The following is a 15,015-nucleotide window of genomic DNA, read 5'->3' on the forward strand; positions in this document are numbered from 1 at the left end:
TTGCATCATTAAATATACAACTTTTCTGTCTAATAATTAGATTATTTGTTTATATTTGATAGAATTAAACGGAGGTTTTTTCACAGACTGACGTTGGCAGATATTTTACCGCAGAAACCAGAAATTAACATATGGAATTAACTTCAATAAAAAATATTCGAGAAAAACGAGATGAAATTCGTGAGAAAATCAAATCTGTAAATTACAGCCAATTCAAAACAAACACCTACGGAAGTGAAAATGAATATACTTTCAAAGGTATTGTTGGAGGTCTTGATACTTTATTAATTGATATCTCAACACTGACAAAAGCTCCAAATAGATTTGTTGCTATTTCAACTTATACAGAAAGAAATAATATATACAGTTATTTAAACACTATAAATACATATTTTGAATCTCCAAATAATTACATTACTCATTTTGAAGAATTAAAAATTCTTACACGGAATTTTAATGTCAGAGGAATTTCTGAAAGGCAAATTGAGTTTGAAAATGAAATAAGTAACGTTACCAAAATTAAACTTGAACTCCAAGATGAATTAAATGAAGTTAAAAAAATTAAAGCTGAAATTGAAAAAGATAATGAAAGTATAAATGAAAATATTGAATCCAGTAACGAAAAATTGGAGGAAATTGAAACTGAATTAGAAACAATAATTGCGAAAAAACTTGAACTGACAAAACAAACCGAATCTTTAAAATCATACAATGAAGATTTAGTAATAGCAAAAGAAAAAGCAGACGATAATTTAGAAGAAATTGTCAATTCAATGACTGAAAGCAAATCCAATGAGAAGCTAATAACTTCTTTTGCTAATAAAGTTCAAGAACGAGAAAAACGATTAAGCGAATTGGAAGTCTTAACAAACGACAATAACCAAAAACTAATCAGTTACGAAACTGAAAGAAAAAAAATTTTATCAGAAGCTAATAATCTTGTTGAATCTGCCAAAAAAGCATTGAATTATAAAACAGCTGAAGGTATAAGCGCATCGTTTCAAGTTCAATACGAAAATGCAGATAATAGATGGGTCTTTGGAAGTTGGGTTTTTGGAGCAATAATTTGTTTATTAGGTACAGTTGGTTTAGGTATTTGGATTTTACACACAATACCAAATGATATTGGAATATTAATTGCTCGTATTTCTTTATTACCATTACCTATTATTGGCGCAATATTTTGTGCAAACCAATATACAAAGCAAAAAAATATTATTGAGGATTATGCTTATAAAATGGTTTTAGCAAAATCAATAGTTGGCTTTTCGGAGCAATTGAAAAAGAATGGTACAGAAAATAATGAAGAATACATACATTATATCAAAACTGCATTAGAAGAAATACATAAAGACCCTTTAAGAAACAGAACTAAAACATCAAAAGAATCCAAAAGTGTACCTTCTAACTTATCTGAAATAGGAGAATTAGTTGAAAAAATTACAAAACTTATAAAAGTAGAGTAAAAAAACATCTGCCAACCGCTGTTTTGATATAGCTGGAATTTAGTGGAATTACCGTTCCGCATTAAGTTTGGGTTAAGCTGAAACTAAAAGGTTACAAATTTCCAGCCATCTCACAGTGGAGAAACGTTGTAGGCAATATTAAACCGAAAAATCCAAAAAATGAATATTAGTAAAGAACAGAATGAAGCTGTAAATGACATTGTTGAGTTGATTGCTTCAAAACTAGGTGATGAAAAAAGAGAAATAAATATAATAGACGCAATTTCGACTTGTGCGAGACTTGCTGGAAGTCTATTATTTAGATCTTTTGATTTTCAAATTAAAGATGCAAAACCTGGAACTGTTATGCTGTCTGAAAACGCTAACATAAAAGGACCTGAATTGGTTAACTTAACTCATAATGTTTTATATAGTTTTGGAATAACAATAGATAATCAGAAAATGAATGAGAGTTCAGCAAATGAAACTAGTATTGACTTTATAAATGCAATTAATTTGGTGCAGAATCAGGCATTAGAAATAATGAATAAGTATAATTTGACTTTTGAACAATTAGCTCAATCAACTGCAATTGCAACTGCTTTTATCATTCAACAAAGTCCTAACATAGAAGCTGAAATTGGCTTTGGGAAAGCAATATATCATTACATTGAAGGGTCAAAAACATTTCCTCCAAATTTTATAGAATCAAATATTACCAATGAGGTAAGAGTCGAATAAAGTGCAGTTAAATTAGAAAATATAATTTCAAAACAAAGAAATATTAAACCTTGGTGGAAAATATGGTAAAAACTACTTACAACAGCTAAGGTTCCTATGTAAAGCAATTAAAGTTATCAACAACTTTTTCTCTGAGCGATATATGGGTGATTTTCGAGTATAAAATGCCGTTCCAACGGCTTGTTGGAAAAGTTGGAAACAACTTTTTGTCCGCCGTAGGCTTTGGACAGAAAAAGTTATTCTAACTTTTTCAATAATGCCACGATTTTTTTTTCCTCTTTTATATCATATTTTTCCTTTAAATTCTTAAAGCTCAGGCTCCTATTTGTGGTCTAAATCAATAGCCACCAGCACCTGTGTGGTTGTAAGAATAATAAAATAGCTGCCTGCTCGTTATGTAGCCCACGCTTTAGCGTGGCTACCACCTTAGCTTTGCAGTCTATTTTTTCTTGTCATTTTGTGAGACTTTTAAGAAAGTTATTTTTTGATTTTCGCTACTCTTATTTTTTAATTTTATGCTATTGATTTTTCTAAAACTATGTTTTTATTAATTTTATATGGGGTTTGTGTCTTAATAACTGCTAATATCCTTCGAGTCATTTTATGTGCTACTTTTACGATGATGCTTTTTACATTTTTTCCTTGATGTTTTCTATAATACTGTTGCATTTCAAGATCTTTCCTCACAGCCATCCAAGCCGCTTCAATCAAGTAGCTTCGTAATTGACTTCGGCTCCGAGGAGTTATTCCCAAACATTTCTCGCTACCACCGCTATTATGTATTCCAGGAACAATTCCAACAAAACTAGCAAATTGTCCCTCGGTATTGAAACGCCTCAAATCACCACATTCTGCAATAATAACAGAGGCTAGATAACCCCCAATACCAGGAATACTCTTCAATAAATTGTAATCTTCTTTGTGGCTTTTTCGACAATAGGCTCGCATTTGATTGGCAATTTCTAAATATTCTGTTTTTACAAATTTATACATTCTAATTTTTCCTTGTAAAGCTAAATCTCCACAAGTAGTACTAAATTTCACCTTTTCTAACCATTCTATAAAACCATTAGACCAATTCGAATTATCATATTCTACGGGGATTTCTATTGCGTGAAACAACAATAAACTCTTGATATGCAATTTAGTTGTCCTCAATTTTTTTGTAACCTGTGTTCTATGGCGTGCCAAACTCGTGAACTGATCCTCATCCTCTGTAGGGATATTGATTCCTTTTAAAGTGCCAGATTTCAACTGGTTGGATAAATTTTTGGCATCCAAAGCATCTGTTTTCTGATAGCGTTCTTTATTTCCTGTTTTCACGTCAGCTGGATTGACCACTAGTACATTCCATCCTAAATTTAAAAAATAGCGAGCTACAGAAAACCCACAACAACCTACTTCATAAACTAAATAAACCTCATGATTATGAAAATTATTAGTTACATATTGCTCTAAATCACAAGATTTTGAAGGCATAGAATACGTTTTATATAAAAATAAATCGGTCTGAATTGAAACTGTCCATGTTTTCTTGTGTATATCCAAACCAATATATACTTTTGGACTAGTAGTAATTTGAGTACTCATATCATTAAAGTATTAGCAGACAGCCAAAACTGTACTGCAGTTAGTAATTATTTTGAGGCTCAATTTACTGCTTTTACATAGATGCTCGTTGGGCTTGAAAAGCCAACAATGAAACCGCGGTTGAACGGAACTCCCGCTAGCGCAAGCGTCTCGCTTGTGCCCGAAACGAAAGTCAACTACAAAGTTGTCACTAAAATAATAGTAACAAAAAATACCTAATAATTTTAATATGAAAATGCACAAAAACGTTTATTTAGCATTGGCTATTTTATTTTTAATATCTTTTATTGATTCCTTATTTGATATCGAAAAGACACAAAAAATTTTCTTCTGGGAAGTTAATATTTGGGTTTATCGATTGTTTAGAATGGCAATAGCAGTATTGTTTATGAAGTCTTACCTAGACATTAGAAATGCTGAAAAGAGTATCAAGAAATAAACTCCTAACGCTGCGATATGTAACCGCAAAGCACGCGGAGATTTCTCTTTTGTCCTAATGACAGCATGGGGTATTGATTGTGTTTATTTATACCAGTTTGATTTACAAACTTAAAGCTGGTGCAAAATTGCTTCCGAAACTTCGGAAGTGTACTCATAAAGAATGTCAACAAAAAGAAGTTTTACCTATTTTTACTTCACCAATACGCAAACCATTATAAATAAATACAATATGAAAAAAATCCTTGTCTTTTTAGTTCTACTTGTTTCCATTCCCACATTTGCTCAAAACTTCAATAAAGCTAAAATTGATAGTCTGTTTCAGGTTTTGGAATCCAAAGACAAGTATATGGGAAGCGTTGCCGTATCTGAGAACGGGAAAATTATCTATACGAATGCCATAGGAAAAGATGATATGGCAAGTAATAAAACAACAACCATTTCTACCAAATATAGAATTGGTTCCATCTCTAAAATGTTTACCTCGGCCTTAGTTTTTAAAGCCATCGAGGAAAAGAAATTAAGCCTGAATCAAACTATTGAAGGCTATTTCCCAACTATTCAAAATGCTGCTAAAATTACTATTGGCAATTTATTAAACCACCGCAGTGGGATTTATAATTTCACCAACGCTCCTGAGTATATGTCCTACAGCGCAACAGCCAAAACTGCCAAAGAAATGGTTGCTATCATTGCCAACGGTAAAAGTGTTTTTGAACCCAACAGTACAGGAGAATACAGCAACTCTAATTATGTGTTGTTGAGTTATATTCTAGAGGAAGTCTACAAAAAGCCTTATGCCGCATTGGTGCAAACAAAAATTGTGAAGCTCTTAGATTTAAAAAACACTTATTTTGGAGGTAAAATAAGTATCGCTAACAACGAATGTTATTCCTACAGCTATACAGACAAATGGAACAAGGAAACAGAAACTAACACCTCAATCCCAATGGGCGCAGGAGCGATGGTATCAACCCCAACTGATCTAACACAGTTTATTGATGGATTATTTACTGGAAAATTGATTTCTGCAGCTTCATTGGAACAAATGAAAACAATCCAAGATAAATACGGAATGGGGATTTTTCAGGTGCCGTTTTATGATAAAATAGGATACGGACATACTGGAGGAATCGATGGATTTCGCTCGGCAATATCGTATTTCCCAGAGAGTAAACTGAGTATTGCTATCACTTCAAATGGGATTAATTATGGGAATAACGACATTGTCATCGCCATTTTATCGAGCTATTATAATAGAAAATTTGAAATTCCCACGTTTACCACTTTAGACCTAAAGACAGAAGATTTAGATCAATATTTAGGAGTATACGCAAGTACTGCATTTCCATTAGCTATTACTGTTACAAAGGATGATGCGAAATTGATGGCGCAAGCAACGGGACAAGGCGGTTTTCCGTTGGACGCTATTAAAAAAGACACATTCGAATTTAGAGCAGCTGGAATTGTATTGGAATTTAATCCAACAGCAAATCAAATGACCATCATTCAGGGCGGAACAAAAAATGTTTTGACAAAGAAGTAGTTTTTAGAGCACTAGAAGGAGAATCGTTGTTGTTCTATAATCCTTAATAGCAAAATTCTTAAAAATTCGCGTATAAATACCTATTTTTTGTAGGACAATTGTAGTATATTTACTTTTGTAAATTTCGGAAAAGAGGATCGGAATTTTTAGGTAAAAACACACAATTTGAATTTTAAAACCAAACGAATTGAAAACATTTGAAACAAACCGACTATTTCTAACACCCACCACTGCAGAAGATGCAGCATTAATTTTAGAAGTATTCAACTCTCCAAAATGGCTAGAGTTTATTGGAGATAGAAAATTAAATAGCATCGAAGATGCCGAAGTATATATCGAAACTAAGATCGTTCCATCAATCCAAAAAAATGGTTTTGGGAATTTTACGGTCACTAGAAAATTTGATGATGCAAAAATAGGTTTCTGCGGACTTTACGATCGGGAGGGTCTGGAAGGTATAGATATTGGGTTTGCTTTTCTTCCAAAATATGAAAATAAAGGATACGGTTTTGAAAGCGCCAATACGCTAAAAGAAGCCGCTTTTACTGACTTTAATTTAACAGAAATTAGTGCGATCACCTCAGAAAAAAATACAGGATCTCAAAAATTATTGATGAAACTAGGACTTAAGTTTGAGAAAAAAATTAAACTTACAGACGATACAGAAGAGGTGCTACTTTATAAATTAGCGTTATAAAAACAAAGAGTACTAATTTGTAGAAAACTGAAAGTCTGTGCAACCAAAAACGTAACACAGACGGCTCAGCACAAATCCCATGACTCCTTTGAATATTGGGCTGCGATAGCGGTCACTGGTTTTAAAAGAATTCCTAACAATATGGAATCTTTTACAATCAACAGCAGACTTTATACTGTTTTTAATTACAAAGGCGATGCGAGTGGCGTTCCAGTTGCATTTGAATATATTTTTGCTTCTTGGTTGCCTAGTTCAGAATATATTATAGATTACAGACCTCATTTTGAAATTTATGGTGCTAAATATAAAAATGACGATCCTGATTCCGAAGAGGAAATTTGGATACCGATAAAACTTAAAAAAAAATAACTGACCCATCATAAATAAAATAATAAACGAGCGATCGTAATGAATGAAAAACAAAAATTAAAAGAAGTAGCTGCACTTTTTTTAAAGTTAGGAATTATAGGTTTTGGTGGTCCAGCCGCGCACATCTCTATGATGCGAGAGGAAGTAGTTGTTAAAAAAAAGTGGCTTGAGGAACAGCATTTTTTAGATTTAATAGGAGCTACTAATTTAATTCCAGGGCCTAATAGTACCGAAATGGCAATTCATATTGGTCATGAAAGGGCAGGGTGGAAGGGACTTATTGTTGCGGGCATGTGTTTTATTGTCCCAGCCGTTATCTTAACAGGAATCTTTGCCTGGCTTTATAAAGAATACGGTCAGTTACCTGAAATACAACCTTTTTTGTATGGCATAAAACCCGCGATAATTGCGATTATTCTGGGTGCCATTTTTCCTTTGGCAAAAAAATCCTTGAAGACAATTCGGTTAGGAGTTATAGGTAGTATTATTTTACTGCTTTCGCTGTTGCAGTTCAATGAAATTGCACTACTTTTTGGTGCCGGATTCCTAGCGTTGTTTTGGAATTCATTAACCGAACCCAATTCGAATGTAAAAGGGAACAGCTGGATTTCGCTCACACTAGTTCCGGTTTCTAAAACGGCTTTACTTGCACCTACAAATTTTAATTTATTTCTAATTTTCTTAAAAATTGGTGCAATCTTATATGGCAGTGGCTATGTACTTTTTGCTTTTTTGGATGCCGAATTGGTAGCCAAAGGATTGCTGACACGAACCCAATTGATAGATGCCATTGCGGTGGGACAATTCACACCGGGACCCGTTTTCTCCTCGGTTACTTTTGTGGGGTATCAAATCAATGGAATATCCGGCGCACTCATTGCAACGCTGGCGATATTTTTACCTTCATTTGTGTTTGTAGCATTATTAAATCCTTTGGTAAAAAAGATGAGGAATTCGAAGTCTTTTGCTGTATTTTTGGATGCCGTAAACGTGGCCTCTATCGCTATAATCGTCTCCATTTGTTATGAATTGGGTAAGGAAACGATCACAGACTGGCGAACGATTTTAATAGCCATAGTGAGTGTTGTAATTGTGTTTAATTACAAAAAAGTAAACAGTGCAATTATTGTTTTGGGCGGAGCAGTATTGGGCTATTTGCTAACACTTGGAATATTTGATTACTTTGTTTAAACTAATTATTTTTTTCGAAAAAAAATATAATTTTGGAGCTAATACATGCGTTTTATCAGCAGGGCAGCATGGCAAAGAAGTATTTAATTTGAATAGGAAATAAAACAACAAATATCGCCTTCCGCTGATTTAAAAAATATAAAAAATAAAAAAAATATTATGATTCAATTATTTTTATTAGAGCCAAATTTTATTGACCCAAAAGCAGATAAGAAGGGAACGCTCTATTATTGTCCAGACTGTGCTATTATTGAAGGTATTCTAAGCTATTATCCAGATCTTAGAAAGGAATTAGACATCGTTTATGTAGACTTCACGACACCCAGAAGGAAAATTGTAGCATTAATAGGAGAAGAGAACCAGGGTAGTCCTGTAGTTATCATTTCAAAAGAGGAAACTCATAATATAGATGTTAGCTATTTTACAGCTTACGAGGACGTTCTGTTCATAAATTCTACTACTTTGATTGCAAAATTTTTATCTGAAAAATATAATGTTGGTCTAATGCATCCGTAGATAGAGCTATATATGGAAATGAACTGCCTTTGAAATCAATTTAAATCAATGTTTTACAAATAACCTTTTGCATTATTTTTATACTTTAAGAATAGAAATCAGTCAAAAGCTTTTACAAAACGCAAAAAAGCCACTAAGTACGATACTCAGTGGCTTTTTTTGAATTAACAACTTATTATATTTTTATTCGAAATCCTTTATTGCCATCCACCACCAAGGGCTTTGTACAATTGAATTACCGCTTTGTATTGTTGGAACTTATTGTCTACTAAACTTAATTCAGCATTTAAAGCGTCATTTTTAGACGTTAATACTTCGAGATAATTTGCTAAGCCATAGGTTAACAATTCATCGGAGTAATTAGATGCTTTTTTAAGTGCATCTGCCTGTTTTGTACGAATTGTAATTTTATAGGTCTCATTATTGTACTGTGCCAGTGCATCCGAAACTTCTTTACCAGCAGTAAGCAGTGATTGTTCAAACTGTAAATACGCTTTCTCTTGATTTGCTTTCGCTATTTCAAACTTCGTTTTTACTTGTCTTTGATTGAAAATAGGTTGTGTTAAACCCGTAATTACATTAGCAAAGATAGAATTAGCACTAAACCATTCTTTCAAATCAATACTTTGAAATCCTCCTGAAGCGGTAACCTTTAAAGTTGGATAAAATCCACTTTTGGCCACATTTGTCATTTCAAAATTAGTAATCAAATTATATTCTGCTGCAATCACGTCTGGTCTGTTTCTCAACAAACTGGCAGGAACCCCTAAGGTAATTGCTGGTTGCATAGACTGAGATTCAAAAGTATTACGTTCAATTTTAGCCGAAGGTTCTCCAAGAAGTATACTCATCGTATTCTCCAGGATAATGATGTTATTCTTCAAATCAGCAATGATGATTTGAGTAGCATATTTTTGAGCTTCTGTTTGTTTGACCCCAACTTCAGTAACATTCCCAGCTTTTTTAAGTGCAATAATAGTTTCGACACTTTTATCCCTGTTGATTAAAGTTTCCTCAGCTACTTTTATTTGTGCATCTACTGAAAGCAATTGATAATAAACGGTCGCGATATTTGCAATTAATTGTGTTTTTATCGCTTGATTTACTGCCGTTGTTTGTAGATAAGCAGCATTAGTAGCGCGTTTATTGCTTCTTATTTTCCCCCAGATGTCCGCTTCCCAAGAAAGATTTCCTGACAATTGGTATTGATTCGTACTACGGTCTGCCAAAAAAGCTCCAAACTGACTGTTTTTAGACAATTCTTGATGAGTCCAGTCTGTTCCTACAGACAGGCTAGGGAAGTAGCCTGATTTTCCTTGTTTCATCGTTGCCTGTGCTGCCACAATATTTTGCATAGCAATGCGGATATCCAAATTATTCTGTAAGCCTTTTGAAATATAGCCTTGCAAAAGCGGGTCAGTAAAAATTTTATCCCAGGATACATTTGCTAATGAAGTAGTGTCAGTCGACACCACTTCATTACGATACAAATCAGCTGTTTTTAATTCGGGTCTTTTATAGTCTTTGGCAACAAAACACGATTGCATTACAGTTGCTGTTAGTCCTAAAAGCGCGACTCTATATATTTTATTTTTCATTTTCTTCTTCTAAAAGTGCAACATTTGATTCTTTAGTATCTACTGGCTTTCCAGAGATACGCTCTTGTAATCCTTGAAAGATTACAAACAAAATTGGAATAACAAAAACTCCAAAAATAGTTCCGATAAGCATTCCTCCAACGGCACCCATACCAATAGAACGGTTTCCTACAGCGCCAACTCCAGAGGCTAGTGCCAATGGCATTAACCCGAAGATAAATGCCAACGAAGTCATCAGGATAGGACGTAAACGTGCTTTTGCACCTTCAATAGCCGCTTGTGTCAAGTCCATTCCGTTTCGTCGCCTTTGTATAGCAAACTCCACAATCAAAATCGCATTTTTGGCGAGTAGTCCAATCAACATGATTAGAGCCACCTGGAAATAGATATTATTTTCTAATCCTGCGAGTTTTACAAAACCGATAGCACCAGCAATACCTACAGGAAGTGAAAGTAATACTGATAATGGTACTAAATAACTTTCGTACTGCGCACTTAATAAGAAGTAAACAAAGATTAAACTTAATAAGAACACCCCAAGAGCTTGGTTCCCTGCAAGAATCTCTTCACGTGTCATTCCTGAGAATTCATAGGTATATGATTTTGGTAAATGTTGTGCTGCTACTTCTTGAACCGCTTTAATAGCATCACCAGAACTAAATCCAGCGTTTGCTTTACCGTTAATATTAACGGCTTTTAGCATGTTAAAACGAGCAACAGCCTCAGGACCGTATATTCTTTTAAAATCTACAAACTGACTGATTGCCACTTTTTGACCGGCTCCATTTTTAACATAAATATTGTTAATCGATTCAAGGTTTGCCCTGTCTTCCGGTTTTGCTTGAATCATTACTCGGTATTGTTTTCCAAACTTGTTGAAATCCGTTGTATACAATCCACCATAATAGCCTTGCATGGTATTAAATATGTCAGAGATAGCTACTCCAGCATCCTTTGCTCTTTCTATATTAATATCCATTTGATATTGTGGGAAAGTAGGATTGAAATTAGTAATGGCATATTGAATTTCAGGACGTTTCATCAACTCTCCTAAGAATTCGTTTGTCACTTTACTAACGGTTGCCCAATCATCATCTCCTTTGTCTTGTACTTTCAATTCAAAACCATCGGCACTACCAAAACCTTGTACACTTGGAGGTGTAAAGAATAAGGCACGACCCTCCTTTAAACCGGCTGTTTTGGCAAACAATTGGCCAACCACAGCATCTACAGATTGATTGGCTTCGGTACGTTCGCTCCAGTCTTTCAATTTAATTACTGAAAACGCATATGAACCTCCATTTACGCCGTTTAGCAAGCTATAGCCTACGATATTCATTCGGGCTTCAACGATATCCATCGAAGCAATGATGGAATCCAATTCTTGTACGGTCTTTTTAGTCTTTTCCAAAGTAGTTCCAGGAGGAAGTGTTAAATCGGCCATGATAATTCCTCTATCTTCATTTGGGATAAATCCAGAAGGAGTAGTTTGGAACAACAAAATCGTAATACCAGTAAAAACTAATAAGCCAACAACGGTAATCCATTTTTTTGCAGCTAAGAAACCAAGAGATTTCACATACTTAGCATTCATTCGATCAAAACTAGAGTTGAAAGCAATGAAAAAACGGTCTTTAAAATTAGCATCATGATGGTCAGAGTCCGGATGCGGTTTTAATAGCAACGCACATAAAGCAGGACTTAAAGTCAAGGCATTTACCGCCGAAATTAAAATAGCAATCGCTAAAGTAATAGCAAATTGTTGGTAAAATACTCCCGATGGTCCGCTTAAGAACGATACCGAAATAAATACTGCCGCCATTACTAAAGTAATAGAAACAATGGCTCCTGTAATTTCATTCATTGCCGAAATCGTAGCTTCCTTCCCTGATTTTGCGCCTTCATCTAGCTTAGCATGCACTGCCTCGACGACGACAATGGCATCATCAACGACAATACCAATGGCCAAAATCATTGCAAACAACGTTAGCATATTGATAGAGAACCCAAATATTTGCAGGAAGAAAAAAGTACCTATAATAGCTACTGGTACAGCGATAGCGGGAATTAAAGTGGATCTAAAATCTTGTAAGAATAAATAAACAACCAGAAAAACCAATAGAAAAGCCTCGATTAAAGTGTGTATTACTTTGTCGATAGAAGCATCCAGAAATGTTTTAGTGTTAAAAGGAATAATATAGTCTACGCCAGACGGGAAATCTACTTTTGACTCCTCTAAGATACTCATGATCTCTGTGGTAATATCTTGGGCATTGGAACCAGAAGTTTGAAAAACTCCTACTACAACCCCTTCTTTGCCCATGGCGATATTCTTAGTTCCATAATTGAAACCGCCTAATTCAACAGTGGCTACATCTTTAATTCTTAAGAAATTTCCGTTTCCAGTAGATTTGATAATGATATTCTCATAATCTTTTATTTCCGAAAGTCTTCCTTTGTATTTAATAACATATTCAAAAACTCCGTCTGCATTCTCTCCAAATTTTCCTGGAGCAGCTTCCACGTTTTGTTCTTGCAAGGCTGCCTGAACATCTTTTGGAGCAATTCCATAAGTAGCCATTTTTTCAGGATTAATCCAAATTCGCATCGAATAATCTTTGGCTCCAAAAACATTTACCTGACCAACTCCTTTTACACGTTGTAATTTGGGTACCAAGTTGATTTTAGCATAATTCTGAATATAAACTTCATCATAAGCTTTGTTTTTAGAATATAATGCAAAGAACATCAAAGAACTAGTTTGGCTTTTTACTGTGGTAACCCCAGTTTGTACTACTGCAGTAGGCAACTTACTAGTGGCTCTAGCTACTCTATTTTGCACGTTTACTGCCGCAATATCAGGATCAGTCCCTAATGCAAAATAAACAGAAATTTTAGCGGAACCATCATTTGCTGCAGAAGACGTCATATACGTCATACCTTCTACACCATTAATTTCTTCTTCCAGCGGAATTACCACACTATTTAATACCGTTTCAGCGTTGGCTCCAGTATAATTGGCGGTTACCTGTACGGTTGGCGGTGCTATTTCGGGATATTGTTCTACGGGTAAGGACATCAATCCTAATACACCTAATATGGTAATGAGAATTGAGATTACGGTCGAGAGTACAGGTCTCTCTATAAAAGTTTTTAACATCTTTGCAATTATTTTTTAGTAGTCGTTTTTGTAGCAGTAGCCTTTGTTGTAGCAGTATTTGCTATTACCTCATTTTTAGTAGGCTGTGGTACAATTTCCATATCATCTTTTAGTTTTGAAGCACCCTCAATTACGACAACGTCCCCTGCGGCGAGACCATTCGTTACAATGTAATCCAAACCAGAAGTCCCATTGGTTTCTATGATTCTTGATTTAACCTTGTTTCCTTGTTCGACAGCATATATAATTTGTTTTCCCTGTACTTCAAAAACAGCCACTTGGGGTACCAAAATAACATTGCTTTGTACGATTGGTAAACGAATGATTCCGCTACTTCCGCTTCGTAAAAGCCCTTCTGGATTAGTAAATTCAGCTCTAAACTCTGTAGTTCCCGTAGTGGAATTTACTAAACCATTCATGGTAGCAATTTTCCCTTTTTGATCGTATTCCGAATTGTCAACTAAAATCAGGCTAACCGGAGGAGCCACTTTTAGCTTTTCGGCAGTTGTAGATCCTTTAAAAGTTCTATTAAAATACAGTACTTGTTTTTCATTCATTGAAAAGTACGCGCGAACAATTTTCGTGTCAGATACTGTTGTCATTGGTATTTCGGCAGTTGGACTTACTAGACTACCTTCTTTAAAGGGCAAACTTCCAATAACTCCATTTACAGGAGAATAGATAGTTCCATACCCAATATTAGCAGCAATACTTCCATAGGCACTTTTTGCTTGTGCTAACTTGGCTTTGGCTGTCGCCAATTGTACATTACTGATGATATTTCGATCTACAAGGGGTTTTAAACGATCCACTTCAACTTGCGCTGCTAAAACCATTGCTTTTGCAGCCGAAGCGTCTTGGTTTAGCATTTGAGTTTCTAATTTGAATAAAAGCTGCCCTTTTTTAACCACCTGACCTTCATCAACGTATACTTTTTGAATAAATCCGCTTACTTTAGGTCTGATTTCGACATTTTGTTGTCCTTCAAGATTAGCGGTAAACTCTTGGTATACTGTCGCATCCTGCATTACTATTTCTTGTACCGCAAAAGGAGCTGGTCCCTGTATTGGCAACTTTTCTTCCTTCTTTCCACAGGAAGAAAGTAGTAGTAAAGAAGCTATTATGGATAATGAAATTTTTTTCATTTTGATTGAATTTTAGTAATTATTGGTTATTATTATTATTATTATTGATTTCTATTAGTTTAAATTTATCTATAGTTTTTACAAGCAATTCTTCCACTTCCATAATGTGATTTTTATAGGCTTTCACATTTTCCAGATTGCATTTTTCTTCTGCACAGGAAATTGTTTTTTCACGATAGAGAAGCATCTTATCAATGACAAATTTTTCTGACTCGAGCATTTTTTTATAATTCAAAAGGCGTTCACTTAAAGGAGCTGCTTTAAAATATTTCTTTCGATCACCAGCTATCGTGAAATAGAATATTTTCTCCATCTTTAGCAGTAAATTTAAATTAGTAGATATTGAGCTTTTGCTGGCAGATAATTTTTCGACTAAACTCTCAAAGGTTAATCCCGACTTGCATCCGTCAATGATCAGCAATCCTAAAATTCTTGCCGCTAAAGGTGAAATATTAAATAAAGACTCAAAATGAATACCGAATATCTCAACGATTTCGTCTTTCTCTTTTTGTAAATCGTTCATATTTTTTTTTGCAAAGATACAATTGGTTCGTAATACACCGAACTAACCGAACTTAA

General features: G+C 34.5%; 13 protein-coding genes. 8 read left to right on the forward strand and 5 right to left on the reverse strand.

Going from position 1 to position 15,015, the window contains the following annotated elements; translation table 11 throughout:
* Positions 1-131 precede the first annotated feature (131 nt).
* Together BMW63_RS09425 and BMW63_RS09430 are read left to right on the forward strand one after the other, a co-directional pair.
* Positions 132-1,466: a hypothetical protein gene (locus BMW63_RS09425; RefSeq protein WP_074723227.1), complete on the forward strand. Its 1,335-nt coding sequence runs from the start codon at positions 132-134 to the stop codon at positions 1,464-1,466.
* A 159-nt stretch (positions 1,467-1,625) separates the two neighbouring features.
* Positions 1,626-2,186, forward strand: a complete 561-nt coding sequence (locus BMW63_RS09430; RefSeq protein ID WP_074723228.1) for a hypothetical protein — start codon at positions 1,626-1,628, stop codon at positions 2,184-2,186.
* A 513-nt stretch (positions 2,187-2,699) separates the two neighbouring features.
* On the opposite strand, the gene BMW63_RS09435 is transcribed toward BMW63_RS09430, so the two are convergent.
* Positions 2,700-3,776, reverse strand: coding sequence for an IS110 family RNA-guided transposase (locus tag BMW63_RS09435; RefSeq protein ID WP_074723229.1), 1,077 nt, complete (start codon positions 3,774-3,776; stop codon positions 2,700-2,702).
* Between the two features lie 229 nt (positions 3,777-4,005).
* On the opposite strand from BMW63_RS09435, the gene BMW63_RS09440 reads away from it, so the two are divergent.
* The 6 genes from BMW63_RS09440 (at position 4,006) to BMW63_RS09465 (ending at position 8,533) form a co-directional block, all read left to right on the forward strand.
* On the forward strand, positions 4,006-4,215 hold the full coding sequence (locus BMW63_RS09440) for a hypothetical protein (RefSeq protein WP_074723230.1): 210 nt from the start codon (positions 4,006-4,008) through the stop codon (positions 4,213-4,215).
* Between the two features lie 231 nt (positions 4,216-4,446).
* Complete coding sequence (locus BMW63_RS09445) at positions 4,447-5,760, forward strand: serine hydrolase domain-containing protein (RefSeq protein ID WP_074723387.1); 1,314 nt, start codon at positions 4,447-4,449, stop codon at positions 5,758-5,760.
* Positions 5,761-5,947: 187 nt separating this feature from the next.
* Entirely contained in the window at positions 5,948-6,457 is a 510-nt protein-coding gene (locus BMW63_RS09450; protein WP_074723231.1) for a GNAT family N-acetyltransferase, read from the forward strand.
* A gap of 27 nt (positions 6,458-6,484) precedes the next feature.
* Positions 6,485-6,826 carry a GyrI-like domain-containing protein gene (locus BMW63_RS09455; protein WP_074723232.1) on the forward strand — a complete coding sequence of 114 codons (342 nt, stop codon included), beginning with the start codon at positions 6,485-6,487 and terminating at the stop codon, positions 6,824-6,826.
* Positions 6,827-6,865: 39 nt separating this feature from the next.
* Entirely contained in the window at positions 6,866-8,017 is a 1,152-nt protein-coding gene (gene chrA / locus BMW63_RS09460; RefSeq protein WP_074723233.1) for a chromate efflux transporter, read from the forward strand.
* A gap of 159 nt (positions 8,018-8,176) precedes the next feature.
* Positions 8,177-8,533 carry a DUF3088 family protein gene (locus BMW63_RS09465; RefSeq protein ID WP_074723234.1) on the forward strand — a complete coding sequence of 119 codons (357 nt, stop codon included), beginning with the start codon at positions 8,177-8,179 and terminating at the stop codon, positions 8,531-8,533.
* A 197-nt stretch (positions 8,534-8,730) separates the two neighbouring features.
* On the opposite strand, the gene BMW63_RS09470 is transcribed toward BMW63_RS09465, so the two are convergent.
* The 4 genes from BMW63_RS09470 to BMW63_RS09485 are packed head-to-tail and all read right to left on the reverse strand — an operon-like array spanning position 8,731 to position 14,959.
* Positions 8,731-10,131 (reverse strand): efflux transporter outer membrane subunit, encoded by a 1,401-nt coding sequence (locus BMW63_RS09470; RefSeq protein WP_074723235.1) that lies wholly within the window; start codon positions 10,129-10,131, stop codon positions 8,731-8,733.
* Positions 10,121-13,291: an efflux RND transporter permease subunit gene (locus BMW63_RS09475; protein WP_074723236.1), complete on the reverse strand. Its 3,171-nt coding sequence runs from the start codon at positions 13,289-13,291 to the stop codon at positions 10,121-10,123. Before BMW63_RS09475 ends, BMW63_RS09470 begins: the two co-directional genes overlap by 11 nt.
* A gap of 8 nt (positions 13,292-13,299) precedes the next feature.
* Positions 13,300-14,436: an efflux RND transporter periplasmic adaptor subunit gene (locus BMW63_RS09480; protein WP_074723237.1), complete on the reverse strand. Its 1,137-nt coding sequence runs from the start codon at positions 14,434-14,436 to the stop codon at positions 13,300-13,302.
* 19 nt (positions 14,437-14,455) lie between these two features.
* Complete coding sequence (locus BMW63_RS09485; RefSeq protein ID WP_074723238.1) at positions 14,456-14,959, reverse strand: GbsR/MarR family transcriptional regulator; 504 nt, start codon at positions 14,957-14,959, stop codon at positions 14,456-14,458.
* Positions 14,960-15,015 lie beyond the last annotated feature (56 nt).

Source organism: Flavobacterium frigoris (assembly GCF_900111075.1).
Taxonomy (GTDB): Bacteria; Bacteroidota; Bacteroidia; order Flavobacteriales; family Flavobacteriaceae; genus Flavobacterium; species Flavobacterium frigoris.